Source organism: Sphingomonas caseinilytica (assembly GCF_023516455.1).
In the GTDB taxonomy this organism is placed as follows: domain Bacteria; phylum Pseudomonadota; class Alphaproteobacteria; order Sphingomonadales; family Sphingomonadaceae; genus Sphingomicrobium; species Sphingomicrobium caseinilyticum.
Window position 1 is genome coordinate 848,290 of sequence record NZ_JAMGBA010000001.1, and the last position, 26,152, is coordinate 874,441.

General features: G+C 62.0%; 29 protein-coding genes and 1 tRNA gene. 9 read left to right on the plus strand and 21 right to left on the minus strand.

Annotated features, from left to right (window positions below):
- Nucleotide 1: 1 nt before the first annotated feature.
- The 3 genes from glmU to phaR form a co-directional block, all read right to left on the minus strand.
- A complete protein-coding gene (glmU, locus tag LZ496_RS04275) occupies nucleotides 2-1,357 on the minus strand; it encodes a bifunctional UDP-N-acetylglucosamine diphosphorylase/glucosamine-1-phosphate N-acetyltransferase GlmU (protein ID WP_249903348.1) in 1,356 nt (451 codons plus the stop codon).
- An 89-nt stretch (nucleotides 1,358-1,446) separates the two neighbouring features.
- Complete coding sequence (locus LZ496_RS04280) at nucleotides 1,447-1,959, minus strand: hypothetical protein (protein WP_249903349.1); 513 nt, start codon at nucleotides 1,957-1,959, stop codon at nucleotides 1,447-1,449.
- Nucleotides 1,960-2,438: 479 nt separating this feature from the next.
- On the minus strand, nucleotides 2,439-2,966 hold the full coding sequence (gene phaR / locus LZ496_RS04285) for a polyhydroxyalkanoate synthesis repressor PhaR (protein ID WP_249903350.1): 528 nt from the start codon (nucleotides 2,964-2,966) through the stop codon (nucleotides 2,439-2,441).
- A 137-nt stretch (nucleotides 2,967-3,103) separates the two neighbouring features.
- Between phaR and LZ496_RS04290 the strand changes: the two genes are divergently transcribed.
- Nucleotides 3,104-3,180: transfer RNA gene (locus LZ496_RS04290), tRNA-Arg, on the plus strand.
- Between the two features lie 102 nt (nucleotides 3,181-3,282).
- Here the strand turns inward: LZ496_RS04290 and LZ496_RS04295 are convergent.
- Both LZ496_RS04295 and LZ496_RS04300 read right to left on the minus strand, forming a co-directional pair.
- Nucleotides 3,283-4,632, minus strand: a complete 1,350-nt coding sequence (locus LZ496_RS04295) for a tetratricopeptide repeat protein (protein WP_249903351.1) — start codon at nucleotides 4,630-4,632, stop codon at nucleotides 3,283-3,285.
- A 95-nt stretch (nucleotides 4,633-4,727) separates the two neighbouring features.
- Entirely contained in the window at nucleotides 4,728-5,411 is a 684-nt protein-coding gene (locus LZ496_RS04300) for a transferrin-binding protein-like solute binding protein (RefSeq protein WP_249903352.1), read from the minus strand.
- Nucleotides 5,412-5,975: 564 nt separating this feature from the next.
- Here LZ496_RS04300 and LZ496_RS04305 point away from each other — a divergent pair.
- Entirely contained in the window at nucleotides 5,976-6,989 is a 1,014-nt protein-coding gene (locus tag LZ496_RS04305; protein ID WP_249903353.1) for an aminotransferase class V-fold PLP-dependent enzyme, read from the plus strand.
- Here the strand turns inward: LZ496_RS04305 and LZ496_RS04310 are convergent.
- From LZ496_RS04310 to LZ496_RS04345, 8 genes are all read right to left on the minus strand, one after another.
- Entirely contained in the window at nucleotides 6,986-8,176 is a 1,191-nt protein-coding gene (locus LZ496_RS04310) for a dihydrolipoamide acetyltransferase family protein (protein WP_249903354.1), read from the minus strand. The two genes, LZ496_RS04305 and LZ496_RS04310, sit on opposite strands and share 4 nt — an antisense overlap.
- Nucleotides 8,177-10,231, minus strand: coding sequence for an alpha-ketoacid dehydrogenase subunit alpha/beta (locus LZ496_RS04315; protein WP_249903355.1), 2,055 nt, complete (start codon nucleotides 10,229-10,231; stop codon nucleotides 8,177-8,179).
- Complete coding sequence (locus LZ496_RS04320; protein WP_249903356.1) at nucleotides 10,224-11,438, minus strand: aromatic amino acid transaminase; 1,215 nt, start codon at nucleotides 11,436-11,438, stop codon at nucleotides 10,224-10,226. Before LZ496_RS04320 ends, LZ496_RS04315 begins: the two co-directional genes overlap by 8 nt.
- 94 nt (nucleotides 11,439-11,532) lie before the next feature.
- The gene (paaE, locus tag LZ496_RS04325; RefSeq protein WP_249903357.1) at nucleotides 11,533-12,606 is read right to left on the minus strand and encodes a 1,2-phenylacetyl-CoA epoxidase subunit PaaE; all 1,074 of its coding nucleotides are present in this window, start codon (nucleotides 12,604-12,606) and stop codon (nucleotides 11,533-11,535) included.
- Nucleotides 12,607-12,610: 4 nt separating this feature from the next.
- Nucleotides 12,611-13,411 carry a 1,2-phenylacetyl-CoA epoxidase subunit PaaC gene (paaC, locus tag LZ496_RS04330; protein WP_249903358.1) on the minus strand — a complete coding sequence of 267 codons (801 nt, stop codon included), beginning with the start codon at nucleotides 13,409-13,411 and terminating at the stop codon, nucleotides 12,611-12,613.
- Nucleotides 13,411-13,701, minus strand: coding sequence for a 1,2-phenylacetyl-CoA epoxidase subunit PaaB (paaB, locus tag LZ496_RS04335; protein ID WP_249903359.1), 291 nt, complete (start codon nucleotides 13,699-13,701; stop codon nucleotides 13,411-13,413). The genes paaC and paaB overlap by 1 nt, the downstream gene beginning before the upstream one ends.
- Nucleotides 13,702-13,802: 101 nt before the next feature.
- A complete protein-coding gene (gene paaA, locus LZ496_RS04340) occupies nucleotides 13,803-14,786 on the minus strand; it encodes a 1,2-phenylacetyl-CoA epoxidase subunit PaaA (protein WP_249903360.1) in 984 nt (327 codons plus the stop codon).
- A gap of 66 nt (nucleotides 14,787-14,852) precedes the next feature.
- Nucleotides 14,853-15,359, minus strand: a complete 507-nt coding sequence (locus LZ496_RS04345) for a DUF4402 domain-containing protein (protein ID WP_249903361.1) — start codon at nucleotides 15,357-15,359, stop codon at nucleotides 14,853-14,855.
- Nucleotides 15,360-15,521: 162 nt separating this feature from the next.
- On the opposite strand from LZ496_RS04345, the gene LZ496_RS04350 reads away from it, so the two are divergent.
- Genes LZ496_RS04350 through LZ496_RS04365 form a run of 4 tightly spaced genes read left to right on the plus strand, consistent with a single transcriptional unit; the run spans nucleotide 15,522 to nucleotide 18,512 of the window.
- Nucleotides 15,522-16,460 (plus strand): aspartyl/asparaginyl beta-hydroxylase domain-containing protein, encoded by a 939-nt coding sequence (locus tag LZ496_RS04350; protein ID WP_249903362.1) that lies wholly within the window; start codon nucleotides 15,522-15,524, stop codon nucleotides 16,458-16,460.
- A 29-nt stretch (nucleotides 16,461-16,489) separates the two neighbouring features.
- Nucleotides 16,490-17,269 (plus strand): 2-(1,2-epoxy-1,2-dihydrophenyl)acetyl-CoA isomerase PaaG, encoded by a 780-nt coding sequence (gene paaG / locus LZ496_RS04355; RefSeq protein WP_249903363.1) that lies wholly within the window; start codon nucleotides 16,490-16,492, stop codon nucleotides 17,267-17,269.
- The gene (locus tag LZ496_RS04360) at nucleotides 17,266-17,889 is read left to right on the plus strand and encodes a sulfotransferase family 2 domain-containing protein (protein ID WP_249903364.1); all 624 of its coding nucleotides are present in this window, start codon (nucleotides 17,266-17,268) and stop codon (nucleotides 17,887-17,889) included. Before paaG ends, LZ496_RS04360 begins: the two co-directional genes overlap by 4 nt.
- Nucleotides 17,890-17,897: 8 nt before the next feature.
- Nucleotides 17,898-18,512 (plus strand): aspartyl/asparaginyl beta-hydroxylase domain-containing protein, encoded by a 615-nt coding sequence (locus LZ496_RS04365; RefSeq protein ID WP_249903365.1) that lies wholly within the window; start codon nucleotides 17,898-17,900, stop codon nucleotides 18,510-18,512.
- Between the two features lies 1 nt (nucleotide 18,513).
- Here the strand turns inward: LZ496_RS04365 and LZ496_RS04370 are convergent, their stop codons facing one another.
- On the minus strand, nucleotides 18,514-19,470 hold the full coding sequence (locus LZ496_RS04370) for a threonine ammonia-lyase (RefSeq protein ID WP_249903366.1): 957 nt from the start codon (nucleotides 19,468-19,470) through the stop codon (nucleotides 18,514-18,516).
- Nucleotides 19,471-19,582: 112 nt separating this feature from the next.
- Between LZ496_RS04370 and paaZ the strand changes: the two genes are divergently transcribed.
- Both paaZ and LZ496_RS04380 read left to right on the plus strand, forming a co-directional pair.
- On the plus strand, nucleotides 19,583-21,604 hold the full coding sequence (paaZ, locus tag LZ496_RS04375; protein WP_249903367.1) for a phenylacetic acid degradation bifunctional protein PaaZ: 2,022 nt from the start codon (nucleotides 19,583-19,585) through the stop codon (nucleotides 21,602-21,604).
- A gap of 62 nt (nucleotides 21,605-21,666) precedes the next feature.
- On the plus strand, nucleotides 21,667-22,095 hold the full coding sequence (locus LZ496_RS04380; RefSeq protein ID WP_249903368.1) for a CBS domain-containing protein: 429 nt from the start codon (nucleotides 21,667-21,669) through the stop codon (nucleotides 22,093-22,095).
- Nucleotides 22,096-22,128: 33 nt separating this feature from the next.
- Here LZ496_RS04380 and LZ496_RS04385 read toward each other — a convergent pair whose 3' ends face one another.
- Genes LZ496_RS04385 through LZ496_RS04405 form a run of 5 tightly spaced genes read right to left on the minus strand, consistent with a single transcriptional unit; the run spans nucleotide 22,129 to nucleotide 24,583 of the window.
- Nucleotides 22,129-22,665, minus strand: a complete 537-nt coding sequence (locus tag LZ496_RS04385) for a F0F1 ATP synthase subunit B family protein (RefSeq protein ID WP_249903369.1) — start codon at nucleotides 22,663-22,665, stop codon at nucleotides 22,129-22,131.
- Complete coding sequence (locus LZ496_RS04390; protein ID WP_249903370.1) at nucleotides 22,658-23,152, minus strand: F0F1 ATP synthase subunit B family protein; 495 nt, start codon at nucleotides 23,150-23,152, stop codon at nucleotides 22,658-22,660. The genes LZ496_RS04385 and LZ496_RS04390 overlap by 8 nt, the downstream gene beginning before the upstream one ends.
- A 30-nt stretch (nucleotides 23,153-23,182) precedes the next feature.
- A complete protein-coding gene (locus tag LZ496_RS04395; RefSeq protein WP_249903371.1) occupies nucleotides 23,183-23,410 on the minus strand; it encodes a F0F1 ATP synthase subunit C in 228 nt (75 codons plus the stop codon).
- 33 nt (nucleotides 23,411-23,443) lie between these two features.
- Complete coding sequence (locus tag LZ496_RS04400; protein WP_249903372.1) at nucleotides 23,444-24,232, minus strand: F0F1 ATP synthase subunit A; 789 nt, start codon at nucleotides 24,230-24,232, stop codon at nucleotides 23,444-23,446.
- Nucleotides 24,233-24,268: 36 nt separating this feature from the next.
- Complete coding sequence (locus tag LZ496_RS04405; protein WP_249903373.1) at nucleotides 24,269-24,583, minus strand: AtpZ/AtpI family protein; 315 nt, start codon at nucleotides 24,581-24,583, stop codon at nucleotides 24,269-24,271.
- Between the two features lie 172 nt (nucleotides 24,584-24,755).
- Between LZ496_RS04405 and LZ496_RS04410 the strand changes: the two genes are divergently transcribed.
- Entirely contained in the window at nucleotides 24,756-25,556 is an 801-nt protein-coding gene (locus LZ496_RS04410; protein ID WP_249903374.1) for a PdaC/SigV domain-containing protein, read from the plus strand.
- Here the strand turns inward: LZ496_RS04410 and LZ496_RS04415 are convergent.
- Together LZ496_RS04415 and LZ496_RS04420 are read right to left on the minus strand one after the other, a co-directional pair.
- Complete coding sequence (locus LZ496_RS04415) at nucleotides 25,544-25,921, minus strand: YdbL family probable chaperone protein (RefSeq protein ID WP_249903375.1); 378 nt, start codon at nucleotides 25,919-25,921, stop codon at nucleotides 25,544-25,546. The two genes, LZ496_RS04410 and LZ496_RS04415, sit on opposite strands and share 13 nt — an antisense overlap.
- A 2-nt stretch (nucleotides 25,922-25,923) precedes the next feature.
- Complete coding sequence (locus tag LZ496_RS04420; RefSeq protein ID WP_249903376.1) at nucleotides 25,924-26,145, minus strand: YnbE family lipoprotein; 222 nt, start codon at nucleotides 26,143-26,145, stop codon at nucleotides 25,924-25,926.
- Nucleotides 26,146-26,152: the final 7 nt, after the last annotated feature.

Sequence of the window (26,152 nt, forward strand, 5' to 3'; positions counted from 1 at the left end):
TCTATTTCTTGTCCTTCTTCGCCTGCTGCCGGGCCCGGAAACGCGCGGCCCAGCCTGCAAATCCCTTTTGGTCCCCGCGAGCGATCACCAATTCGTCCGCCGCGACATTCTTGGTCACCACCGAGCCGGCGCCAACGATCGCGCCGGCGCCAATGCTGACCGGAGCGACCAGTGCGCTGTTGGAGCCGATGAAGGCTCCCGCGCCGATTTCCGTCTGATACTTGCCGAACCCGTCGTAGTTGCAGGTGATCGTGCCAGCTCCGATGTTTGCTTTCTCGCCGACCGAGGCGTCGCCGATATAGCTAAGGTGGTTGGCCTTGGCCCCTACGCCAAGCTCCGCCTTCTTCACCTCGACGAAATTGCCGACCTTTGCACCTTCGCCAAGTACCGTGCCGGGACGAAGCCGCGCAAATGGCCCGACTTCGCAACCTGTGGCGATCACGGCGCCTTCGATATGCGAAAAGGCGCGGATAGTCGCACCGTCGGCGATCTTCACCCCCGGGCCGAACACGACATGCGGTTCGATCGTGCAGTCCCGGCCAAGTTCGGTGTCAGCCGAAAACCAGACGCTTTCCGGGTCGATCAGGGTCGCGCCCTGCTCCAGCGCCTGCCAGCGGCGGCGCGTCTGCCAATCCTCTTCCAGTGCGGCCAGCTCGGCGCGGCTGTTGACGCCTGCGGTTTCAAACGCTTCGCCCTCGATCGCGACCGGATTGCGGCCCTCGTCCTTGGCGATCATGACAATATCCGGGAGATAATATTCCCCCGCGGCATTGGCGTTGCCGACCTTGGCCAGCCAGCGGAACAGGTCGTTCGATCCGACCGCCATCATTCCCGAATTGACCAGCTTTACCGCACGTTCGGCTTCGTTGGCGTCCTTAAACTCGACCATCTTCGAGATGTGATCGCCTTCGCCCAGGATGACGCGGCCGTAGGTCTTGCCGTCCGCAGGCGAGCTCGCAAGAACGACAACGCCGGGGTCGTCCTTCGCGGCCAAGCGGTCGAGCATCGCCCGCAACGTTTCGCGCGTGACGAACGGCGTATCACCATAGAGGATAAGCACCGGCCCTTCGGATCCGCGAAGCGCCTCCTCGGCCATCTGCACGGCATGGCCGGTACCCTTTTGTTCGGCCTGCAATGCGGTTGATACGCCGTGCCCCTCAAGCGCCTTCTCAAGCTGCTCGCGGCCCTTGCCGACGACGATGACACTGCGCTTGGCGCCCATCTCCTCAACCGTCGCGAGCAAATGCATCAGCATCGGCCTGCCGGCGATCGGATGGAGAACCTTATGGGTATCGGAGCGCATCCGCGTGCCCTGCCCCGCGGCCAGCACGACGACCGAGAAATCTGCCTGATTCATGGCTTGTGCAATCGCACGCTCTTCATGTCTTTGCCATAGAAGAAGGGCCCCGGCGTGGTGCGGGGCCCTTCCGGAACATTTCGCCGTTCCTAGCTTGCCGCAGGCGCCTTCGGCTTGGCCGGTGCGCGCTTGCGTGCACCAGCGCTCGAACGGCGCTTGGCCGTTGTAGCAGACTTGGTCGCCGCTTTGGGCCTAGCGGCTGCCTTGGCCTTCGTCGCAGGGGCCTTGCGGGTCGCGCCAGTCTTACGCGGTGCAGCGCGCTTGGCGACTGGCTTGGATGACGAGGTGGTGACCTCATCGACCCACTTGCCCGAAAGGACGCGCTGAGCCGCGTCAGCGACTGCCTCGGCAATCAGCGACCCGAGCTTGGACGCGTTGGTCATCATGTTGGTCGCCGCCTGGCTGGCGCTGTCGGCCGCGTCGAGGCCCGCGTCGCGGATCGCTTTGCGTGCCTTCGGGCTGGCGGCGATCGCCGCCGCTGCAGCCGTCAATCCGGCCGCCAGCATTTCGCGGCTCATTGCCGCCTTGGCGAGTTTGTCGAGTGTAGCTTTGTTGGAACTGGTGCTGCCGGTTTTTCCGCGGCTGCTCGAAGTCTTGGCCATTGCTGCCTCCTTATTCGATCTGACCGCCATAGCGGCTAATTCCCGAACCGGTTCCGAAATAGTGCAGAAAATCGCCAAGTAAAAGGGAGCTGTCGCACCACACGACAGCCCCCTTCAACATGGTCAGCGACCGGACGTTCTAGCCCGGAAGGACAAAGAATGGCTGGTTAGGCCATCACCTTCCAAGCGAACAGGACCGACCTCTCTGCTGAACCATGAGACATCGGATCACCTCCTTTCGCTGCTTGATTGCCAACACAGCATGTTGTGGTTCGAGGTGATAAACAAGACTTGTAATTGTGGTCGGTTTAGACAATCTTCGTTGCTTCGCGCCGCCCGGCCGACCCTCCATTCTCCAGAGATTACCTCAAGAATCCGCCTTTCGGACTCGATGCGGCGGGCCATTATTCGCGCCGCGCGGGGTGTGAGATGATCACCGCCACAACAGCGCCGGCGATCGAATCGACGGGCGCGTCGAATCACTTGCCGAGCTTGTCGACCTTCGCCTGGAGCGCTGCCAATTCGGCCTTCAGCTTGGCGAGCTCGTCTGCCGGGCCGTCGTTCTGAGCCGGAGCCTGCGCCTTTTTCCCGGTCATGGCCGACGCTGCTTCTTCAAACATCGCCATGTTCCGCTTGGCGAGATCGGCGAACATGTTCTGACCAAAGGCGCCGGCCATAGCCTGCTGGTTTTTCTGGAACGCATCCATCGCCGCTTCAAGGTAGGTTGGCACGGCGCCTTGCATCTGCCCGCCATACAAGCCGATCAGCTGGCGCAGGAAATTGACGGGCAGCATGGTCGACCCGCGAGACTCCTCGTCGACGATGATCTGGGTCAGCACTTGATGCGTGATATCCTCGCCGCTTTTCGCGTCGACGACTTCGAAATCCCGGCCTTCGCGAATCATGGCGGCCAAGCGGTCAAGCGTGATGTAGCTGCTGCTCTCGGTGTCATAGAGCCGCCGGTTGGCGTACTTCTTGATAGTGACCTTTGCAGCGCCCTTGACCATTCACTCACTCCCAAACTTTGGAATAGCCTAAACCTCGCCGTTTCGCGCTGCAACAAGATGTGGATTTTGCGCTTGCGAAGCGAATGGCGCTGGACCCGGTTGCCTGAATCGCGGGCCGTCGCTAGACGGGCCGGAACGCACCCATAGCTCAGCTGGATAGAGCGTTGCCCTCCGAAGGCAAAGGCCAGAGGTTCGAATCCTCTTGGGTGCGCCATTTGCCCTTCGAAACTCGCGGTCGCAAGCGCGCCAAAGGGGACGCAACGCACGTCAGGGCAATGAGCGACCGCGAATGGCCTTACGGTGTCGGCTTGAAACATCAAAATGCGCGCGTAACTCCAAATTCCGCCCGCGTTCGCTTGTAATCATAGAATTCGATTGTGCTCTGATTTCGTTCGAATCTGATGCGAGTAATCGGCGCAAATCCGCCGAGCTGAACCTGCCTGAACGTCGCGCCTAAGGTGAAGCCGTAATAGGTTTCGGATCGTTTGCTGGGAAACAGCAAAAGGCGCTCATCCGCCTGCAACCGCCCGAACTCTGCCTCTGCAGTGAAAGTAGCGCGCCCCATTTCTTTCCAGGCCAAAAGAGCTGTTCGCCATTCGGTCGTGGAATATCCCGCATCAGAGGCTGAATTGCGGAACCCGGACAGGTTCAGCGCAACGCCTGTGGTTGGCGAAAGTGCTCGTTCAAACTTTGCGCGACCAAAAAAGGTCTTGGCATCCTGCAGGTTGTTCAATTGATTGTCACTTACACCGGCTGACCCGGCCAATTGCATTTGCATTCGACGACCGAGCGGACGGATCAGAGAAGCAGAGAACCGAGCCGCCCGAACATAGGGTTCCAAACCATACCAGCGCTGGGTTGCGGCCACTTCGAGGTTGATCCGATTGTTCCCGAACTGCAGCTCGGGGCCTGCCGCGAAATCAAGGACAATGTCGGCATAGCTAGATTTCTTGTAGAGATCCGCGGCGCCGCTTAAGCGCAGCAAGAGGTTATGGCTTCCTCCGCCAATTCCAAATCGGCGATAGACCTGGCCATCAAGCGCCACTCCCATGCCTGACGTGGCCTTACTGTCTTCTTGTATATCGAAATCGCCGAGGACGGTTTCCAATGTGTTCGAATTTGTTGAGCGATTGATGTTCGTGTCCGGTGCAATTGCAATTTCGAAACTGGCTCCAGCCGGACGGACAGCGCGCAACGCTTCCGAGTAACGATCAACCAGCCGTGCAACCTCAATCGGAAGGCCCTTGGCCTGTACCGCCCGAACCTCTCGCCAAGCCCCATCTTTGTCGCCCAGCAGGTCGAGCGTTCGGGCAAGTTCCAGACGAGCGGCAATCGCTTCCGGTCGAGCGTCAACAACTTTACGCAGTAGCGTTGCCCCCTCTCGGGGACGCCCTGATTGAACCATCAATTTACCATGGCGGAACATCGCTTCGATCCGGACCTCGGGATTCGGGTCTTCGGCGAGCGCTCGATATGCGGCTTGGGCTGTTGCTATGTCGCCCCGCTCCTGCGCTTGTGCAGCGAGCGCAAGCATTTGCCCAGAGTTGAGTTGAATATTCTGCCGTGGGGGAGCCTGGCTGTATTGCTTAGGCAATATCAGCTGTTCGCCGGAAGCACTCAGTTGCATCGCGACTATCAACAGGCAGACGTCGGCTCCGGCAAGCATTACCCCGCTAGTCCTTCTTCCCGATCAACAAAGTCGGCAAGGCGTCGACGAAGGGCGAGTGCGATGACGCCCCTGTTTTCTTCGTGGCGACCACTTCAATTTTTCTTGCCGACCCAGATGCCCCAGATCGTTCCTAGCTGGCCATTATAGAGGGCCTGCGTCTGGAAACGCGCCATCAACTCAGCAGCGCTAGGACCATTGAAGCTGCCATTGAACGAGGAGCTCGCACCCGGAAGACCCGGAGCAATGAACTTGCCGGAGAATGTGGTGCTGCCCGTTGAATAAACTGTTTGCGTAAAGTCAAACCGACCGAAATCAGCGAAGACGCCGTCGAAACTGTTAGCTACTTCCGGGTCCATAAATCCGCTGAGCGTTCCGGCCCCAAAATTGAACTGCAGGCTGACGGGACCCTCGACCGAGTAGTGGGGTACGAGCGAAGTGCCGCCAATGATCTGCGCACTATAACTCGCACTTCCCGTGACAGGCATATCGCCAGTCGCGGTGGGAATGCCATATGCGAACATCCCGTAGCTTGTGGGTTGGCCGTCCCAGAATCCAATGCTGGAGTAGGTGTAGGGGCTAAGACTTGAACCCGGCACCGGTAAGGTCACATTAACTGCTTGGCGCGTGGTCGTTGAACCCGCGCTAACCCAACTAAATGAGCCCGTTGCGACCTCCCCACTGCTTCCATTGTAACCGGTATCGATGAGGTTTCCCGGTTGGAAGCCGGGCAAGCTTATCTGGTAGGTATTGGTGGAGGCGTTGTAGCTGAACTGCACATCCGCCGGACCATTGCTCGTTATCGCCTGAACCGCGAAGGGGGCTGAGCTGACCAGGCCGATGTGGGCCGGTGGGATTGGTGGCGGCGGCGGTGGCGGCGGTGGTGGTGGTGGCGGAGGTGGGGGTGGCGTCGATGTTAGCCCTCCGGCGCTCCCGCCGTTTCCGCCTCCGCAACCTGCTAGTGAAATTGAGATCGCTGACAACGCGGCCAGCTTCAATGCACCGTGCTTCATCGCGGCCTCCTGTGGACCAGGCCGATATTCTGCGCCTTTAGGGGTCATATTGTAATGACGGCGAACTGATTAATTTCTGATTTTTTGACGATGACTGGCGTTCATGTGGCGGGTAGCTACTCCAGACCTACTGTCAATTCGGTCTCGTCTTGTGCCGGCAAATGTTTAGGCTCAACATTCGAACCGACGGGGAATAGCGCCATGAAGCTCGGTTTGACCGGAAGGCTGATTCCGGATGCAGATCTGCTGCATCCGCCAGAGCTTGTCCATCTTCAGACAGGCGGCGTAGGGGCCATGCCGCGCCCAGTGTTTGATGCGACTGTCGTAGCCATGACTGCGGTTGAAAACGACCCGGCAGGCGAGACCTATGGACCGGGGATCGGACGGCTCGACAAGGTCCGTGGCAAGGCGGCCGGCCTGCTCGGCTGCGAGCTGGACGACATCATTCTTACAGGAAGCGCGACCGCGGGAATGTTCCTGCTGGCACAAGGGCTTGCCTTCCGGCCGGGCGATCGGATCCTAACCACGGACCACGAGCATCCCGCAGGCCGGATGGGGTGGGATTGGGTTGCGCGGCGATACGGCGTCGAAGTCGACACGCTGGCAATCGCGCCCGGAGAAGCCGATCCGGCTGCGATTATCGACAAGTTCAGGGCCGCGATACGACCCGAGACGCGCGTCCTGTCCTTTTCGCACATCTTGTTCACCACGGGGGTCCGACTTCCGGCAGAAGAGCTTTGCCAACTTGCGCGCGAGCAGCGCTGCCTCGCGATCGTCGACGGCGCGCAATCGGCTGGAGCAATGCCGGTCGATGTCAGGGAGATGGGCTGTCACGCCTATTCGGCCAGCGGGCATAAATGGCTGATGGGGCCGAAGGGCACAGGTCTTCTCTACCTCGATCCCGACATAGCGGATCAACTCGACGCCCTTCCGCTTCAAGCCGGTCGGCGAGCCAATTCCGACTCGACGGGGATCAGCAACATCGCCGGATTGCATGGGCTTGGGGCGGCAATTGATTATGTGCAGGCGCTCGATCCGGCAGCGATCGAGGCGCACAATATGACGCTTCGGCAGGAGCTCTATGATGCGCTCTTGGAGCTGCCAGGGGTCACGATCCCGGCGCCGCGTCACGGGCCGACCACATCAGCAAATTTGAGCTTCAGGCTGCCCGACGGCGTCGATCATTACGCGATCCGTCGCAACCTGCTGATGCGTCACAAGGTCTATCTGCGAGTCGTAGATCTCGCGGGCTTCCTCGGCCTTCGCGCATCGCTGCATTGCTATAATCGGTCGGAAGATGTTGCGGCCCTGATCGAGGCGCTGAAAGCAGAGCTAGCGGCCTAGGCCGCTGGCCAGTTTTCAATCACTTCGACGAAGCGCGTCAGCCAGGCATTGGTCTGGTGCCCGTCAACTACCCGATGGTCGATCGTCAGGGTCACATAGGCCATCGGTCGGATCAGGATCGCGTCCTGGCCATCGATGGAGCGCACAACCACACGCTTTTCGAGCTTGCCGACCCCGAGAATTGCAGCTTGCCCAGCATGAAGAATGATCGGCGAGGCCAGCAAACTGCCGGATACGCCGTGATTTGAGATGGTAAAGCTGCCGCCTGAAACGTCCGCTCCGGCCAGGTTGCCCGACCGCGCCCGCGACGTCAGGTCGTCGAGCTTGTGGCCGATATCCTCCAAGCTGAGCGACCCGGCGTCCTTGACGACCGGGACCACCAGGCCTTTTTCGCCCAGGGCCGTGCCAATGCCGACATTGATGCTGGGCGAAACCGCGATCCGGTCCTCCTCCCAACGTCCGTTGATTGCCGGCGCGACCGCCATTGCTTCGGCGGCAGCCTTGATGAGGTAGGCGGTGTAGCTGAGTTTTGTGCCTTTCGCGGCAAGCGCCGACTTATGCGCGGCAATCGCCGAGAAATCGGCTTCGAACAGGGCCGTGACGTGCGGCGCCTCGCTGACGGCGCGAACCATATTCTCGGCGATCTTCAGCCGCATCCGGTCATGCGGGATGTCCTGCGCGCTGAACTGACGCGGCTGAGCAGCTTCCGGCTTTCCAACGCTTGCGGTCGTCGCGGACGCGGCCACGCGATCGACGTCATCGCGGGTGATACGGCCATCACGGCCCGTACCGGCAATGCGCGACGGATCGATGTTGTGCTGCAGCAATGCGCGGCGGACCGATGGCGAGAGCCTGGTTTCAACGTCACCGGACACTGCAGCGGTTTCCGAGGAAGTTGCTTTGACCTCTGCCCTCTCCTCGGCCTTTGGAGCCTCGAACGGCAGCGGGTCGTAAACCCCTTCCGAAATCCTGGCCAAAAGCGCGCCGGGCTCGGCCTCGTCATCGGTTTCAAGCAGGATCTCGGTGAGAACGCCGGCCGCCGGAGACGGAACTTCCTGCGTGACCTTGTCGGTTTCCAGCTCGACCAGCGGGTCGTTGACCGCGACCGTCTCCCCGACCTTCTTCAGCCAGGAGCGGACGACCGCCTTGGTGCCTTCCTGCTCGTCGGGAACGCGAACTTCGATCATCTAAAAGCCCACCAGTCGGTCGATCTCGGCGCGGATCTTCTCGACACTCGGCACCGCCCATTCCAACAGCTTGGGATGATGCGGGCTCGGCACGTCGGGCATTGTGACGCGCGCCACTGGCGCATCGAGGTCGAGGAATGCTTCGTCGGCAACGACCGCCGCGATCTCCGCGCCGAAGCCGCCGGTGCGGAGGTCCTCATGGACGATCAGGCAGCGGCGGGTGCCCCGCACGCTGTCGAGCACCATGTCGCGATCCCACGGCATCAGGGTGCGGAGGTCGATGACATCGGCGCTGATGCCTTCGGCCGCCGCTTCACAGCGCGGGACCATCGCGCCCCAGGTGACGATCGTGATCTTGTCGCCTTCGCGGGTCTTCTTGGCTTTGCCGAACGGCAGGACGAACTTGTCTCCGGGCCATGGGCGGCGCGCCCAGCTGTCGTCGAGCATTGCGCGATGTTCGAAGAAGATCACCGGGTCGTTGCCGCGCAGGCTGGCGCGTAGGAGTCCGACGGCATCCTCGGCATTGGAAGGCACTGCGACTTTCCAGCCCGGGTTGTGAACGAACTGAACCTCGTTGGTCTGGCTGTGCCAGGGGTCGCCGCATTTGAAGAAGCCGCCCGGGATGCGCAGAACCATCGGCGCCGCGAAGCGATTGGCGGTCCGCCAGCGCATCGTGCCGCAGTCGTTGATCTGCTCGGTCGCGGGCTCGGCATATTTGCGGAACTGGATCTCCGGCACCGGCATCAGGCCAGCCAGCGCCATGCCGACCGCGCGGCCGACGATGCCTTCCTCGTTCAACGACGTATCGAATACGCGGCCGACGCCGAACTTGTCCTGCAGGCCCAAGGTTACTGCATGGACGCCGCCTTTCGGTCCGACATCTTCGCCGAAAACCATGACCTTCGGGTTGGCTTCCAATTCCTGGTCGAGCACCCGGCGGATGGCGGTGACCATGTTGATCCGCTGGCCTTCGAGCTGCGGCTCCTCGGTTGTGCCGTCCATCGGCAGGCCGGCGTTGCCGCCGACTTTGCTGGCGACGCCGTCGTAGAAGATATGATCGGTCACGCGGTCCGGGGTCGAGACACCGCGGGCCTCGGCCTCGGCGCGGGCCGCCTCGACTTCCCGTTCGACCGACGCTTCGATGAGGCCCCAATCCAGGCCGCCCGCAAATGCGCGAAGCTTCGGAAGCGGATCGCGAGCCCATTCCGCCTGAACAGCCTCTTCCGACTTGTAGGTTTGGGTGTCCTGGTAGCTGTGGCCTTCGAGGCGCGGCACCGTCAGCCGGATGAGCGCCGGTCCCTTGCGGGAGCGGACATGGCCGATCGCTTCGCCGATCAGCTTTTCGGCTTCGGCGGGATCGGTGCCGTCACCATTCCAGATCGCCAGATTCTTGAAACTGGCGAGGTTGGCCGCGATGTCGCGTCCGGGAGTCTGATAATCGGACGTTACGGAGATGCCGTAGCCATTGTCCTCGATGTAAAATAGCATCGGCAAAGATTGCGTAGTGGCAATTGTTAGCGCCGACCAAAATCCACCGGTCGCACAGCTTGCGTCCCCGCCAAGCACCACCGCGATGGCTCCATCGTCCTTCTCGCCGAGGACATTGGATTTGTAGGCGATCGCCTGCGCCCAGCCGGCCGCCGGCGTATATTGGGCACCGACACCGCCGCACATCGGCAGCGCATGGGCGCCGCCCGGATTGGGATAGTTGAAAACCACGCCGATATCGCGGCCGTCGGAATATCCGCCTTCACGGCCCATTCCCGAACCAAGCGCATCCGCCAGCGGAACGCCAAGTGCTAGCAACATCGGACGTGAGCGATAATAGCCGCAGGCTGCATCGCCGTCGCGGAGATGCAGCCCCAGCATGACCTGCGCCATGTCATGGCCCCGGGCCGAGAATTGGTAGAGAACCTTCTTTTCGGGAACGAGCCGGGTTTCCTCCAGCTCGTCCATAGCCCGGCTGGTCAACACCAGGCGCGCGACTTCGGCCCAATCCGTTCCCGTGTCGGGCCTAAAGTCCGAGTCCGGATCGGCAGCCATCACGTCAGCCATTCATGGCCTCGATGACGGCGCCGATAAAGCGGTCAACCGCATGATCGGCCATGCCGATGACGTTGAAGCGGCCGCTGTCAGCCATATAAATGGCGTGCTGCTCACGGAGCTTTACGACCTGTTCCTTGCTGAGCGGCAGCATCGAGAACATGCCGAACTGCCCACCGATATAGGCAAGGCGCGGGTCCGAAGCAGCGATCTGACCCCGGATGCGATTGATGCGTGCCCGCATCTCGCCCACCTCGGCGTCCCAGTCGCTACGGAGCTCAGGCGTGTCGAGCACGATGCGTACTGCTGCAGCACCGTGGTCAGGCGGCATCGACCACATTTCGCGCGCAATCTGGACGACATGGTCCATCGCGCGCTTGGTTCCGTCGGCCGTTGCCGTCTTCAGGAACATCGAACCGACGCGATCGCGGTACACGCCGAAATTCTTGTCGCAGCTCTGGGCGATGACGACTTCGTCGCAGGCGTCGAGCAGCAGGTGCAGGCCCGCCGCATCTTCGGCAAACCCGCGACCAAGTCCCTGATAGGCTATGTCGACCAGCGGGATCAGCCCGCGCGAGGAGACGACATCGACCACCTCGCGCCACTGGCCCTCGTCCAGGTCCGCACCGGTCGGATTGTGGCAGCAGCCATGGAGAAGAACGACGTCGCCTTTCGGTGCCGAGCCAAAGGTCGATATCATCTCGTCGAAGCGAATCCGCGTCTCGAGCTTGTCGTAGAAGCGGTACTCGGAAATGTTGAGACCGGCCGCTTCGACCACCGGGATGTGGTTGGGCCAGGTCGGCGTTCCGACATGCACCTTCGCGTCGGCATGGGCCGTCGCGATCAGCTTGAACCCAAGGCTGAGCGCGCCGCATCCGCCAGGCGTGTGAAGGCCAATGATCCGGTCATCGCCAGCATGGCGCCCAAGGACGATCGGCCGCAGCAGCTCCGTATAGCGCTTGTCGCCGAAGCCGCCGATGTAACTCTTGGTCTGTTGTTGTTCCCACAGCAGCTTCTCGGCCGCCTTGACCGCCCGCAGGATCGGCGTGTTGCCGACCCCGTCGCGATAGACGCCGACGCCGACGTCGATCTTGTCGGTCCTTGGGTCCGCATTGGCCATTGCGATCAAAGCGAGCAGCGAATCGCTCTGAACGTCGCCAAGTGCATCGAAGAATTGGGCGCCCCCGTTTTGCCCGGTCATGGTCGGATGATCCAGCATTTGACCGCTCTAGCGCGAGATTGTCGTCATTGCGAGCATAGCGAAGCAATCTAGGTTCTGGATCGCCACGTCGCTTTGCTCCTCGCGATGACGATTACGCGTCGTAGTCGACGGCTACGCCTTCACCCACCGGCACCGACTGGCAGGTGAGGATGTAGCCGGCGGCGATTTCCTCGTCGGTCAGGCCGTAACGGGCCGCCATTTCGACCTTGCCCTTGGTGACCTTGGCCCGGCAGGTGGCGCAGACACCTGCCTTGCAAGCGAATGGCGCGGGCAATCCCGCCTCCCGAGCGCTGTCGAGGATATTCGCCTCGGTGAACTCAACCTTCCGGGTACGTCCGTCCAAGGTGACGCTGAGCGTGAGCCCCGCGGCCTTCTCCTGAAGCTGGGCCATTTGCGCGGCGAGTGCCGCCGAGGGCCGGCCGGCGAGGAAACGTTCGATGTGGATCCGGTCCTTGGGGACGCCCCGGTCGTTCAACGCCGCTTCCGCAGCATCCATCATCGGCCCGGGCCCGCAAATGAACCATGCATCGATAGAAGACACTTCGTCGACCAGGTGATCGATCGCCTCGTCGCAGGTTTCGCGGTCAAGCATGCCGTTGAACAAATCGACATCACCCTCCTCGTCGCTGAGGAAGTGATAGAGCTCGAACCGCCCGAGGTACTTGTCCTTGAGCGACGCCAGTGCCTCCAGGAAGATGATCGAGTTGGCGTCGCGGTTGCCGTAGAACAGGGTGAAACGGCTGTCAGGCTCGGTGCCCAGCGCCGTTTTTACCAGCGACATGACGGGCGTGATCCCCGAACCGCCGGCGAAGGCAACGTATCGCCGCTTGGCGGTTGGATCGAAATCGACGGTGAACGACCCATGCGGAGTCATGACGTCGAGCGTATCGCCAGCCTTCAGATTGTCGCCGACCCAGTTCGAAAAGACGCCGCCAGCGATCCGCTTCACGGTGACCTTCAGCTGGTCCTCGCTCGGCGCGACGCACAGCGAATAGTTGCGCCGGACTTCTTCCCCATTGATGTCGACGCGCACCGACAGATGCTGGCCTGCCTTGAAGCGGAATGCATCCTCAAGGCCTTCCGGGACCTCGAAACGGATGGAATTCGCCTCATCGGTTTCCGCCACGATCTCCGCGACCCGCAGCTTGTAGAAATGCTCGGCCATCAGCCTACCACTGAGCGTCGGGATAGGTGCGGGGCAGGAACTGCATCACGGCCAGCAAGTGGCCGAGATGTTCGCTGTGATGGCCGCGACGTCCGCCAAGGATGGCGCGCTGGTCTGCCGGTACCGCCAGCTTCGCTTCCGCGAGAACCGCCGCGATGACAGAGCGATATTCGCCCTCGAACAGGCGCGGGTCGACGGCGATGCCGTCGGCGATCAGCCCTTCGAGCACCTCGTCGACCTCGAACAGCTCGGGCACGAAGCGCCAGCACCAATCCAGCCCCTCGGCCATCCGCCGCGCGCTTTCCTCTGTCCCGTCGCCGAGGCGGATGGTCCAGTCGGCGGCCAGTTCGCGGTGATAGGCGACTTCCTTCACGCCCTTGGCGGCAATGGCCGCGATCCGCTCGTCGGAGGATGCCGCGAGCCGCTCGTAAAGCATGTGCTGCCAGGTCGAGAAAAGCAGCTGCCGAGCGATCGTTTGGGCGAAATCGCCATTTGGCTGCTCGACCAGCCAGCAATTCTTCCAATCGAGCACGTCGCGGTGGAAGGCGAGCTTGTCGGCGTCGCCGGCGAGCCCGAGAAAATTCGTCCCCTGCCCGATCAGGTCGAGCGCAAGGTTTGCGAGGCTGAGATCGACCTCCAGCGCCGGCGCATGTCCGCACCATTCGCTGAGGCGCTGGCCGAGGATCAGCGCATCGTCACCGAGGCGCTGGCAATAATCCTGCATTGCCGGGATCGCTTCAGGCGCGACCGGGTCCGTGCGGCCGCGCTTCACCAGATCGGCATCAATCTTCGAACGCGTGGCCATCAGATGTGCTTCACCACGTCGGGAATGTCGTAGAAGGTCGGGTGGCGGTAGATCTTGTCCTCCGCCGGTTCGAACAGCTCGCCCGCCTGCTCAGGATCAGACGCCACGATGTCGGTCGACTTCACGACCCACAGGCTCACCCCTTCGAGGCGCCGGGTGTAGGTATCGCGCGCGTGGCGGAGCGCGAGCTCCGGGTCAGGAGCATGAACGCTGCCAACGTGGCGATGGCTAAGACCGCCCTTCGCACGAACAAACACCTCCCAAAGCGGCCAGTCGTGACCTTGGCTCACATTCCCTCTCCGTCATTGCGAGCGATAGCGAAGCAATCCAGCTTCACTTCCTCGTCTGGATTGCTTCGTCGCTGCGCTCCTCGCAATGACGAAGGTTAAATTCAAGCGGCCTGTTTGGCCCGCCGCTTCTCTTCATAAGCCGCGGCAGCATCGCGCACCCAGGCGCCATTGTCCCAAGCGTCGCGCCGAGCCTTCATCCGTTCCTTGGCGACCGGCCCCTCGCCGCGCACGACGGCGTAAAATTCTTCCCAGTCGACCTCGCCAAAGTCGTAGCCGCCCTTGGCCTCGTTCCACTTCACTTCGGGATCCGGAACGGAGAGGTTCAGGAAGTCCGCCTGCGGCACGGTAATGTCGACGAACTTCTGGCGGAGCTCGTCATTGGTCTCCCGCTTGATCCGCCAGCGCATCGAGCGCTCGGTATTGGGCGAATTGTCATCGGGCGGCCCGAACATCATCAGCGACGGCCACCACCAGCGATTGAGCGCATCCTGCGCCATCCGCTTCTGCTCCGGCGTACCATTGGCTAGCGCAATCATGATTTCATAGCCCTGGCGCTGGTGGAAGCTTTCTTCCTTGCACACGCGGACCATGGCGCGCGCGTAGGGGCCATATGACGTGCGCTGCAGCGGCACCTGGTTCATGATCGCCGCGCCGTCGACCAGCCAGCCGATCGCGCCGATATCCGCCCAGGTCAGCGTCGGATAGTTGAAGATGGTGCTGTACTTGGCCTTCCCCGAATGGAGGGCCTCGACCATTTCCTCGCGGCTGGTGCCGAGCGTTTCCGCCGCACAGTAGAGGTAGAGGCCGTGGCCGCCTTCATCCTGCACCTTGGCGAGCAGGATCGCCTTGCGGCGCAGCGAGGGCGCGCGGGTGATCCAGTTGCCTTCAGGGAGCATGCCGACGATTTCGCTGTGCGCGTGCTGGCTGATCTGCCGGACCAGCGTCTTGCGATATGCGTCCGGCATCCAGTCCTTTGGCTCGATGAACTCGTCCGCCGCGACGCGCGCCTCAAAGGCCGCGACGAGTTCCGGCTCTTCAGCCGTCTCGATCGGCTTCACATTCTTGCTGAGTTCGGTCGTGTACATGCGCCGCATGTAGCGATTTAAAGCGCCAGCTTCCACCCTCGCGAGTGAATGCCGGGCGAGGCGCGACTATTGGTAATCGACGGTTACCGAGATGTTGCCCGAATAGGTCCCGTCGGCCGTCGAAGGCACGGCAATCGACCCGCCAATATTGAAATCCCTGCCCGGCGAACCCGAATTGGTGAGCGTGATGGTGGCCGGCGCATCCGGAACGAAGGGGATCGTAGCCCCGGTCGCCGTGTTCACCAGATTGATGATGGGTATCGTAATTCGAACGATTTGAGCGTTCGAACCCTGAACGTTCATGATCCCCTGACGCACGGTGCCCGCGCAGGTCGCACCGCTTGGGCAGGTGACTGCTCCGGACTGGCTGATGGCGACCGTGTAAGTTCCCGGCGTGCCCGACAGGGTGATGGTTCCAAAATCGAGATTCTGCTTCGCCGTCAGCTGCAGGGATTTAACGACCTTGGCATTGGCCTGGATCGTCGTGGATGCCGATTGCGCATGGGCGGGTGGAGCGAGGCTCGCCATCGCGAGCGCAGCTATTGTCCAGCGAAGATTCAAAGTGAGATTCACGGTCGGTCCAGTTCAATCCAGACCGCATCGATACGACTGCGTGGTAAAAAAGCGGTTAACCAGAAGTAGCTTGCACCCATATCGAACGATTGCGGCCTGACCGCCCGCCACCTTATAGGGATCGAAGATCAATTCGTTTCGCTCGCAAGGACAATGTCATTCATGCGTCTCAGCAAGCCCTTGCTGCAGCTTCCAATCCGCTTCGACGCCGATCGGCTTGCGGCCGAGGTGAACGCATTGCCGGCTTCGGCATGGTTGCCGCACCCGACCGGGTTCGTCGGCAATGAAGCGGTTCCGCTGGTGTCGCCGGGCGGCCTGCCGAACGATGACTTCGATGGTCCGATGGCACCGACGGAAGCCCTGAAACAATTACCCTACGTCATGGACCTGATGGCGGACTTGGGCTGCGTTTGGGGCCGAAGCAGGCTGATGGCGTTGGCGGCCGGTGCCGATGTCCCGATCCACATCGACGTTCATTATCATTGGCGGACACATCGCCGCCTCCATATTCCGGTGGTTACCAATCCCGGGGTGTTGTTCACCGTCAACAACGAAACCGTTCACATGGAAGCCGGCGAATGCTGGCTGTTCGACTCATTCTCGCTCCACAAGGTCCAGAACAAGGGGTCGGAACGGCGTATCCATCTCGTCCTGGATACGGTGGGCGGCCAAAAGCTGTGGGACCTGGTGGAAGCGGCATCGACCCTCGACCCTCGCGAAGCAGCGGTTTGGGATGGCAAACCAGGCCGGCCGCTGGCTTTCGAGCAGTTCAACCGACCGAAAGTCATGTCGCCGTGGGAGATGAAGCAGCATATCGACTATGTGCTGGACCATGCCCCACCGGAAGCCAGGATGGGTGCGGTTGCGATGCGGCTGGATCGATTCCTGTCCGGCTGGCACGCGGCCTGGGCGCAGTTCGGCACTTCTGACGAAGGCCTTCCCGCTTACCAGGCGCTAATCCAGCAGATGAGAGCCGAACTCACGTCGCTCAATGCCCAGCAGGTGAAGCTGCAGAACGAACAGGGGCTTGGCTTCGTCCTTGATGCGCTGGTGCTGTGGAACGCCGTCGCCCCGCCCTCTATGCCACCGCGCATTCAGTAACCGCGCTATCGCCTACGGAGAATCTCCCCGTGACCTATGAAACCATCCTGTTCGAGCAATCTGACGGAATAGCTCGGATCACGCTCAATCGTCCTGACCGGCTCAACAGCTTCACCCGGGCGATGCATTCGGAGTTGCGCGACTGCCTTCAAAAGCTGGGCGATTCACGTGTCGTGGTCCTTACCGGCGCGGGACGGGGATTCTGCGCCGGGCAGGATCTCAATGACCGCGCCGTTGCGCCCGGCGAGGCCGTCGATCTTGGCGAAACCGTTGAGGAAAGTTGGAACCCGCTGATCCGGACGCTCGCCGAATTGCAGCAACCGGTGATCGCCCGGGTCAATGGGGTGGCTGCGGGGGCCGGAGCCAATATCGCACTGGCTTGCGACCTCGTGATCGCGGGGAAATCGGCGAAGTTCATCCAGAGCTTTTCCGCGCTGGGGCTTATCCCGGACAGTGGCGGTAGCTGGCATCTGCCGCGCCTTGTCGGACAGGCTCGCGCGCTGGGGCTCGCGCTGACCGGAGAGCCGCTTGCCGCCGAGAAGGCCGCGGAATGGGGCCTGATCTGGAAGGCGGTCGACGACGAGCTGCTCGATTCCGAGGTCGATGCTGTGGCGACTAAGTTGGCGTCTCTTCCTCCGCTTGGGTTGGCGGCGATCAAGAAGATCATCAGGACGTCCTGGAGCCGCTCGCTCGACGAGGAGCTTGATCTCCAGCGCGACGAAATGCGGCGGTTGGGCTTCACGCACGACTATCGAGAAGGTGTTGCCGCCTTCCTCGAGAAACGCTCGCCGACGTTCACCGGCAAATGATCATCTCGACGCTTCACAATTTCCTGTTCGTTGCGATTCCAAAGACCGGGACGCATTCGGTCCGGCAGGCGCTTCGGGAGCATATGGGGCCGCAGGACCTGGAACAGGTCGGCCTGTTCGTGCAGAAGAAATTTCCTGTGCCGGAGCTGGCCAAGCTGCAGCACGGCCACCTCACGCTCCAGCAGATCCGCCCCTATTTGCGGCCGGCGGAATGGGAATCGCTCTTCAAATTCGCCTTCGTCAGGAATCCGTTCGACCGCTTCATCTCCTATTGTGCCTTCATGACGCGGGCCCAGGGCGATTTCGAACGGGATCCCCAGCGGGTCATGCGCCACTTCCTGTTCGAGGCGCCGCCCCACGGGCATTTGCTGTTCCAGCCGCAACATGGATTTGTGACTGATGAGGACGGAAGCCTGCTCACCGACCAGGTCGGACGGGTCGAACAAATGCAGCAAAGCTATGACGAGATCGCCGGCAAGATCGGCATTCCGAGCCGACCGCTCGACAAGGTCAATTCGAGCGAGCGGCGTGATTATCGCGATTATTACGACCAGCAGCTGATCGACGGCGTGGAACGCATCTACGCCCGGGATTTGGAACTGTTCGGCTATCAGTTCTAATGGAACCCATGGAACCGAATCCCCGAAAGACGACCTCAATCCGAGAGCTCGGCGCTATCGATATCGGAGCGCTGCGCGAGGCCGTGCTGGCATTGTCGGAATCCGATTGGGAGGCGGGGAATGCGAACAAGCCCAACCGCTTCGGGGCGCTCGACGCGACCCAGCACATCATCTTCCGCTTCGTTTCCAACTTCACCGACTGGCGCCAAAGCTACGAAACGCCGCTGTGGAGCGAGTGGAAAGGCCTGCTGGAGCCGGTGCTTGCCCAGGCGACCGCCGCATTCGGCTATCGGCACGGCGCCTTTCCCCGGGTCATGCTGGCGCGCATGGCACCCGGCGGTGTGATCCATCCGCACAAGGACCAGAACCCCGCCGCCAAATGGCCGCACAAGATCCACGTCCCCCTGGTTACGAACGAGGGAGTGACATTCTTTGTCGAGGGGACTGGCTATCACCTCCCGGAAGGGCAGGCGGTCGAGGTGAACAATATGGGGCTGCACGCGGTCGCCAACCGCGGTGACAGCCAGCGCATTCACCTGATTTTCGAATATTATGACGTCGACCAGCCGGAGCCGGACTGGCTTGCCGGGTTGCAGTCGGCTGCAGTCTCTTCAGGCAGCTAGATCAGGTTACGAGCTCGGCAAACTTCGCAAGATCGATATTGCCGCCAGAGACGATGCAGACGATCGGCCCCTCGCCTGCCTTGCCGGTCAAAGCGGCTGCAAGCGAAAGTGCTCCGGCGCCCTCTGAAACGGCACGGGATTTCTCCGCGATCAGTCTCATCGCGTCACGCGTTTGATCGAGGGTCACGATGATCGAGCCATCGACGACCGCCTGCATGCGCTGCCACATCCGCTCGGTGACGCTTTGCCCGCCTGCCCCGTCCACGAACGATGCTTGCCAGTCGGGGAATTTGCTCGGCACCCCTTCGCGCAAGGAATAGGCATAGGGCGCGGCCGTTTCCGGCTCGGCGCCCAACACGCGCACATCCGGGCGTAGCGCCTTAACCGCGCTTCCAACGCCGGTGATCAGCCCGCCACCGCCGATCGCGGCAATGACGGTCCTCACATCGGGCGCGTCTTCGACGATTTCGAGGCCCATGGTGCCGTGGCCGGCGATGAAGTCCTGGTTGTCGAACGGATGGATGAAAGTGCCATCGAGCCCAGGAAAGGCGTGAGCCTCGGCGGCCTTCCAGGCTTCCGCGTAGGAAACGGGTACGATGGTAGCGCCAAGCGCCCGCATCCGGTCGAGCTTGGTTTGCGGCGCCGTTTCAATTGCGACCACCGAGCAGGGAATGCCCGCAGCGCGAGCAGCATAGGCGACGCCCTGCCCCGCATTGCCGGCGCTGATCGTCCACACCCCCTTCGCCTTGTCCTCGTCCGAGAGCTTGGCGACGGCGTTAGCCGCGCCCCGAATCTTGTAGGCGTTGGTCGGCTGGAGATTCTCCAGCTTGAGCCGGATGTCGGGACCGCCCAGGCCCAGATCGAGCCGGACGAGTGGAGTCCGAAGCACCGTCCCCGCGACGTTGCGCCGGGCTGCTTCAATGTCGCTGAGCTCAATGGGTTGTACCGGTGGGATCATGGCTGCCTCGGAACTTAGCTTCACCCTGAACTTGTTTCAGGGCCCATTTTCGTGAAGGGCTGCTTGGCTTCCAAAATGGATGCTGAAACGAGTTCAGCATGACGAGGTCAGGATGAAAACCCCCCAACTGCTCAATTTCGCCTTCGACAAATGGGTACAAGGCGAAGGCAATCTCGCCGACATCGCCTCCGCCATCGACGGCTCGCTTGTCGCGCGAACCGGCTCCGGCGGCCTCGATTTCGGCGGCATGCTCCGTCACGCGCGAGAAGTCGGCGGGCCTGCGCTTCGAAAGCTGACATTCCATGAGCGGGCGCGGATCATCAAGGGGCTGGGTCTCGCCATCATGGCCCGCAAGGAAGAACTCTACGACCTCAGCTACCAGACCGGCGCGACGCGCAAGGACGGCTGGATCGATATCGAAGGTGGTGCGGGCACACTGTTCAGCTTCTCGTCCAAGGGGCGGCGCGAGCTGCCCGATGCCCATGTACTGCTGGACGGTGCAGTCGAGCCGCTGTCGAAGAGCGGCAGCTTTATCGGACAGCATATCTACACGCCGTTGCAGGGCGCAGCCGTCCACATCAACGCGTTCAACTTCCCGGTGTGGGGGATGCTCGAGAAGCTGGCGCCCACGTTTCTTGCTGGAATGCCGGCGATCGTGAAGCCGGCCAGCTCGACCGCCTATCTGTGCGAAGCCGCGGTTCGCGTAATGGTCGAATCCGGGCTGCTGCCGCCCGGTTCGCTCCAGCTCATCGTCGGCGGAGTCGGCGATCTGTTCGATCATTTGACCGGGCAGGACGTGGTCAGCTTCACCGGGTCGGCATCAACGGCTCTGAAGCTCCGGTCGCACCCCGTGGTTCAGCGCGAAAGCGTCAAGTTCGTCGCCGAACAGGACAGCCTCAATGCATCGCTGCTCGGACCCGACGCCGCGCCCGGCACTCCGGAATTCGACCTGTTCGTGAAGGAGGTGGTCAATGAAATGACCGCCAAGGCCGGACAGAAATGCACCGCGATCCGTCGCGCCATGGCCCCGGTCGAATATCTCGACGCCGTCGAGGCCGCGATCCGCGACCGGCTCGCCGCCACGAAGGTCGGCGATCCGCGCGACAAGGAGAGCCGGATGGGCGCATTGGTCTCGACCAGCCAGCGCGACGATGTTCGCGCGCAAATCGGCAAGCTGACGGCGGCCGGCGCTCGCATCGTCGCTGGTAACCCCGATGCGAGCCCCGGCATTGCGGGCGGGGCCTTCATGGAGCCGATCCTGCTTCGGAGCGACGACCCCTGGTCAAATAGCGCCGTCCATGACGTCGAGGCCTTTGGACCGGTTTCGACCGTCATGCCTTATCGCGACATGGCCGACGCCATCGCGCTCGCTAATCGAGGCATGGGCAGCCTGGCCCTGTCGCTGTTCACTTATTCGCCCGAAGCAGCGCGCGAATTCATCCAGGGTGCGGCGGCCTATCATGGCCGCATGCTCGTCCTGAACCGCGACAATGGTGCAGAGAGCACCGGGCACGGCTCGCCACTGCCGGTGCTGGTCCATGGCGGCCCGGGTCGCGCCGGCGGAAGCGAGGAGATGGGCGGGGTCCGCGGCGTGAAGCATTACATGCAGCGCACGGCGATCCAATCGACGCCCGCGATGATCGCCGCGATCAGCGAGCAATATATTCCGGGCGGGCCCAAGCATGAGATACTCCAGCACCCGTTCCGGCGGCGGATGAGCGAACTCACCATCGGCGATACGCTCAAGACCAAGAGTCGCACGGTGACCTTGGAGGACATCGAGCATTTCGCCCATTTCACCGGCGATACCTTCTACGCCCATATGGACGACGAAGCCGCCAAGGCCTCGCCGATCTTCGAGGGCCGGGTCGCCCACGGCTACCTCATCCTGAGCTTCGCAGCGGGCCTGTTCGTGGACCCGGATCCGGGCCCTGTGCTGGCCAATACGGGGCTTGAGAATCTGCGGTTCCTGACCCCGCTCTACCCGGATGATTCAATGCGGGTCGAACTGACGGTCAGGTCGAAATCGCTGAAGAGCGAAGACACCGGCGTCGTTCGCTGGGCGGTCGAGATATTCAACCAGAATGATGAACTGGTCGCGACCTACGACCTTTTGACGGAGAATGTGCCCTAAGTCCGGAACGGGCCGAGGTAGGAATTCGTTTGGCGGTCGATTCCAGACGAAGGAGGGCCCCCATGAAAATCAGTGAAGTCATGACGACGGACGTCGAAACCGTCAGCGCCGACCAGACCGCCCGCGAAGCCGCAGCCTTCATGCTGCGCGCGGACGCAGGCTCTATCCCTGTGTGCGAAGGCGAACGGGTGATCGGCATGATTACCGATCGTGATATTGCCGTTCGCGGTGTCGCCGAAGGACGCGGCCCCGATACGCCGATCAGCGAACTAATGAGTGACGGCATTATCTGCGCCCACGAGGATGATGATGTGCACGCGGTCGCGCAGCGGATGAGCGAAGAACAGGTTCGCCGCATGCCGGTCCTCAACTCGGAGCAGAATCTGGTCGGAATTGTCAGCCTGGGCGATCTTGCACGAGAGTCTGCCGGGCAGGCCGCAGAGCAGGCCTTAGAAGGCGTCAGCGCCCCAGGCGGCCAGCATCAGCAGTAAGGAAAAAGCCCCGGAGCGATCCGGGGCTTTTTGTTATTTCAGCGAAGAAATCGCCTGGTCGACCAGCTTCTTGTCGGAGCCGGCATCACCGCGCTCCGCGATGAGCTTGGCCGCGGCCGCCGTGGCGGCGCGAGCGGTCGTAGCGCGAAGTTCGTCGATCGCGGCGCGCTCCTCGGCGGCGATCTTGGCTTCGGCCATTGCCTTGCGGCGTTCAATCAGCGCTTCGGCGTCTTCGGCAGCCTTGGCGACGATCGCTTCGGCCTCATGCTTGGCACGCTCGACCATCGCGGCTGCTTCCTTGTCGGCAGCCACCGCCTTGGCTTCATATTCGGCCTTCAGCGCTTCGGCGTCCTTGCGGATCGATTCAGCCTCATTGAGCTGCTCGCGGATTGCCGCGATCTTCTTGTCGAGGCTGCGTCCGATCGCTGCCGGCACCTTCTTCCAGATAAGGAAGAGGATGACGAGGAAGACGGCCAGTGCGACAACCACCGGAGCGGTGACGACCCCGAATGCCGCCGGCGGAGCTTCATGGCCGCCAGGCACTTCCGTGTGAGCGGTAGGCTCAGCCATTAGCTAGTTCCTTGGCGACAGCGGCACGTGCAGTGTCAGTGTCGATGTTGAGGCCGGCAACACGCTGGATCATCGCCTGAGCGGCGTCAGCTGCAACCGCTTCGATCTCGGCGCGTGCCGAAGCGCGCGCTTCGGCGACCTTGGCGGTTGCCTTTTCGACCTTGGCAGCGATCGCCTTGTCGGCCTTCGCTACCGCCTTTTCGGTGTTGCGGATCGCGTCTGACTTGGCGTCGGCGGAGAGCTTCCCCGCCTCCGCCCGGCCCTTGTCCATGCCGGTCCGATAAACCTCTTCGAGGCTATCGGCCGCCGTGCGGGCTTCGTCCGCGGCCTTGAGGTCGGCGGCGATCTTGTCGTCGCGCGCGTCGATCGTCGCCTGGATCTTGGGCAGCATGCCCAATCCCACGATGACGAAAATCGCGCCGAAGAAGATCACCAGCCAGAACAGCTGTGACGCGTAGACGTCAGCAATTTGGTCTATCTGCGGCATGGCCGACCCCGGGTCCTGTTTCGTTCGTTGTTAGGCGACGAAGAGCAGGATCATGGCAACGACGAACGCCAGCAGGCCGAGAAGTTCGGCAGCGGCGAAGCCGATGAACAGGCGGCCCTGCTGGCCGTCGGCGGCTGCCGGATTGCGCAGCGCGCTCTCCAGGAACGAGCCGAACACGTTACCCACGCCGAGCGCGGCCATTCCGACGCCGATGGCGGCGAGACCAGCACCCAGAAGCTTTGCAGCATTCGCGTCCATAATCGTAACTCCCTTGGATAATTCGTTGTTAAATCAGTGAAGATTGATCGCATCGCTCAGGTAGAGCGATGTGAGCAGAGCGAAAACATAGGCCTGGATCGCGGCGACCAGCAGCTCGAGGAGCGTGACGCCGAACATCAGGATGAAGCTGGGAAGGCTGACCACCGGCGCAACCCATAGCGCATCGGAGTTGAGGCCGTTGATGACGAAGCCGGCCAGCACTTCCATCAGGATGTGACCCGCCGTGATCGCGACGAACAGTCGCAGTCCCAGGCTGAACGGGCGCATCAGGAAGCTGATCAGCTCGATCGGGAAAATGATCAGGGCCATCGGGCCTTTGACGCCGCTGGGAATGAACAGCGAGAAGAAGTGGAAGCCGTGCTTCGCGAAGCCGACGATGACCACCATGCTGAAGCTGACCAGGGCAAGGATGCCGGTGATGGTCAGCTGGCTCGTCACCGCGAACGGGTGGGCGCCGACCAGGGCTACCGGGAACATGCCGATGAAGTTGGCGAACAGGATGAACATGAACAGCGAGAAGACATAAGGGGCGAACTTGCGTCCCTTCGGCCCGATGTTTGTGTCGAGCATGTCGGTGATGAAGCCGGTGAAGCCCTCCACCGCAACCTGCCAGCGTCCGGGGACCATCTGCTGCTTCATGCCGCCCAGCATGAACAGCCAGATCGCACCGAAGGTCAGCGCCATCCATAGAGCGCTATTGGTGAAGGCGATGCTCTGACCCGCGATTTGCCAATGCTCACCAACCAGCGGTTGGATGAGGAACTGGTGCATCGGATCGATCTTGCCCGACTCTGCCGACACGCGCTTTCGCCCTTCTAGTCCGAATGGCCGGACACCCTACGGGCGCCGGCTCGACAATTTGATGATGCTCCAGAAGCCACCGACGGTACCGAGGACCATCATGACCACCAGGAGCAGGTGCCCCGTGCCCAGCCACTTATCCAGCAGCCAGCCGATCACGGCACCGCCAAACAGGCCGCCGAGCAGTGTCGACAAGACGCGCTGACCAAGTTGCTCATTGGCATCGGTCGTCGGCGTCTGGCCGGTCCGCTCCGCCTCCCGGATTTGTGCGCGCTTCAGCCGCTCATCGAGCGAATCAAGTCGTGCATCCTGTGGAGACTCAACGTCCTGCCCGGTCTTGTCCTCCATCATGTTCCACTCCCAATACTTGGCGACCGGATGTTATCAGCAGCCGCGAAAGGCAGGAACATGGCGGCCGACAAGCCCGCCAAGGCGCCGCCCCTTTATGAAGGGGCCGGTGGATAGTCAACCGGGCCTTCCCCGATGCATGAGGATTAAACTATGTGGGCTGCGGAGGATTGCCGTGAGACTTTCGTTGCTGAGCTTCGTCTTGCTGGCCTCTTGCAATGGACAGGCAGTGCCGGACGCGGCGAACAATGTCGCCGCGCAACCTTCTGCCGCGGCGCCGGCGGCGCCCGCCGCACCGGCTGAATCATTTGTCTACGACGTAGAAAACGATCTCATCGAGTTCCACTACGGCTGGTCCGCCGAAACGGCGGCGGTGCCTCAACTGGTCGCCCGTTTCCGTAAGGAAATGGAGAAAGGCGAGGCCGATCTGATCGGCGGGGCCAAGGACGACAAGGAATCGCGCGAGAAGCAGGGCTTCGACTTCCACGGCTTTATGTCGTCGACCCAGTACGACACCGCCGGCCAATCGGACCGGCTGCTCAGCCTGAAGGTGGATGTCGGCTCCTATGAGGGCGGAGCCCACGGCAACCACGGCGTTGGCGGCCTATTGTGGGATCGCAAGGCGGCCAGGGAAATCAAGGACACAGGCCTGTTCACCGAACCGGCCAACCGCGATCGATTGCTGACCCAGCGCTGGTGCGACGCACTCAACAAGGCACGGGAGGAAAAGCGCGGCGAGCCGGTCGGTGGTGGCGGATTGTTCGATGACTGCCCCAAGCTGGACGAGATCGCGATCATTCCGACCGACAAGGACAAGAATGGGCGGTTCGAGCTGCTGACGCTTATCGCATCACCCTATGTCGCCGGGCCTTGGGCCGAAGGTGATTATGAGATTGAATTGGCGGTGACGCCCGACCTGATTGCTGGCCTCAAGAGCGATTATCGCGCCAGCTTCGAGGCTCGTCAGCCGCAGTAAGTGGGAACGGCCGATTGGCCGGCCACGAGCCTTCGCCAACCGCCCTGATTGAGAAGATAATATTCGCCGACGCTGACTCGGCGGAGCAGGCTGCATGCGGCGGTAATCCCGACTTCCTCGGGGGTGACGCCCTTTCGGGCGGCAAGGTTGGAATAGAGGGCACGGCGGCGGATATTGACCGCACCGACGTGCCGGCGAACATCCGCAGACACATTCGCCGATGAAAGTCCGAGGTAGCCGTCGAACCGCTCGCCAACCTGTCCGGAACGACGGGCCGCGACGATTGCCGAGGAATCCTGGGCCGGAGCGGATGCAGGCATCGCAAGGCTGGAAAACGCCAACAGCCCGAAGAGAAGCGCGCGCATCGCTACCTCTGCTGCGGCTGCTGGGGCTGCTGCGGGAAGGCATCCGGATTCTGCTGGATCAGCTGCTCGACGTCGCGCTGAAGCCGAACCAGCACTTCCTGCTGGATCGTGACGTTGAGGTTGATCTCGATCGGCTTGTCCGGAGGGGAGACCGAAATGCATCCGGCAAGGGGCAGCATCAGCGCTCCGCCGCAAGCCGTCTTAAATAGTCGGGATCTGGTCATGGCTTGA

Bases quoted from the DNA above. Each gene is read 5' to 3' on its own strand.
- glmU (WP_249903348.1), bottom strand. From the start codon at position 1,357: ATGAATCAGGCAGATTTCTCGGTCGTCGTGCTGGCCGCGGGGCAGGGC.
- LZ496_RS04280 (WP_249903349.1), bottom strand. From the start codon at position 1,959: ATGGCCAAGACTTCGAGCAGCCGCGGAAAAACCGGCAGCACCAGTTCC.
- phaR (WP_249903350.1), bottom strand. From the start codon at position 2,966: ATGGTCAAGGGCGCTGCAAAGGTCACTATCAAGAAGTACGCCAACCGG.
- LZ496_RS04295 (WP_249903351.1), bottom strand. From the start codon at position 4,632: ATGCTTGCCGGAGCCGACGTCTGCCTGTTGATAGTCGCGATGCAACTG.
- LZ496_RS04305 (WP_249903353.1), top strand. From the start codon at position 5,976: ATGACTGCGGTTGAAAACGACCCGGCAGGCGAGACCTATGGACCGGGG.
- LZ496_RS04310 (WP_249903354.1), bottom strand. From the start codon at position 8,176: ATGATCGAAGTTCGCGTTCCCGACGAGCAGGAAGGCACCAAGGCGGTC.
- LZ496_RS04315 (WP_249903355.1), bottom strand. From the start codon at position 10,231: ATGGCTGACGTGATGGCTGCCGATCCGGACTCGGACTTTAGGCCCGAC.
- LZ496_RS04320 (WP_249903356.1), bottom strand. From the start codon at position 11,438: ATGCTGGATCATCCGACCATGACCGGGCAAAACGGGGGCGCCCAATTC.
- paaE (WP_249903357.1), bottom strand. From the start codon at position 12,606: ATGGCCGAGCATTTCTACAAGCTGCGGGTCGCGGAGATCGTGGCGGAA.
- paaC (WP_249903358.1), bottom strand. From the start codon at position 13,411: ATGGCCACGCGTTCGAAGATTGATGCCGATCTGGTGAAGCGCGGCCGC.
- paaA (WP_249903360.1), bottom strand. From the start codon at position 14,786: ATGTACACGACCGAACTCAGCAAGAATGTGAAGCCGATCGAGACGGCT.
- LZ496_RS04350 (WP_249903362.1), top strand. From the start codon at position 15,522: ATGCGTCTCAGCAAGCCCTTGCTGCAGCTTCCAATCCGCTTCGACGCC.
- LZ496_RS04360 (WP_249903364.1), top strand. From the start codon at position 17,266: ATGATCATCTCGACGCTTCACAATTTCCTGTTCGTTGCGATTCCAAAG.
- LZ496_RS04365 (WP_249903365.1), top strand. From the start codon at position 17,898: ATGGAACCGAATCCCCGAAAGACGACCTCAATCCGAGAGCTCGGCGCT.
- LZ496_RS04370 (WP_249903366.1), bottom strand. From the start codon at position 19,470: ATGATCCCACCGGTACAACCCATTGAGCTCAGCGACATTGAAGCAGCC.
- paaZ (WP_249903367.1), top strand. From the start codon at position 19,583: ATGAAAACCCCCCAACTGCTCAATTTCGCCTTCGACAAATGGGTACAA.
- LZ496_RS04380 (WP_249903368.1), top strand. From the start codon at position 21,667: ATGAAAATCAGTGAAGTCATGACGACGGACGTCGAAACCGTCAGCGCC.
- LZ496_RS04385 (WP_249903369.1), bottom strand. From the start codon at position 22,665: ATGGCTGAGCCTACCGCTCACACGGAAGTGCCTGGCGGCCATGAAGCT.
- LZ496_RS04390 (WP_249903370.1), bottom strand. From the start codon at position 23,152: ATGCCGCAGATAGACCAAATTGCTGACGTCTACGCGTCACAGCTGTTC.
- LZ496_RS04395 (WP_249903371.1), bottom strand. From the start codon at position 23,410: ATGGACGCGAATGCTGCAAAGCTTCTGGGTGCTGGTCTCGCCGCCATC.
- LZ496_RS04405 (WP_249903373.1), bottom strand. From the start codon at position 24,583: ATGATGGAGGACAAGACCGGGCAGGACGTTGAGTCTCCACAGGATGCA.
- LZ496_RS04415 (WP_249903375.1), bottom strand. From the start codon at position 25,921: ATGCGCGCGCTTCTCTTCGGGCTGTTGGCGTTTTCCAGCCTTGCGATG.
- LZ496_RS04420 (WP_249903376.1), bottom strand. From the start codon at position 26,145: ATGACCAGATCCCGACTATTTAAGACGGCTTGCGGCGGAGCGCTGATG.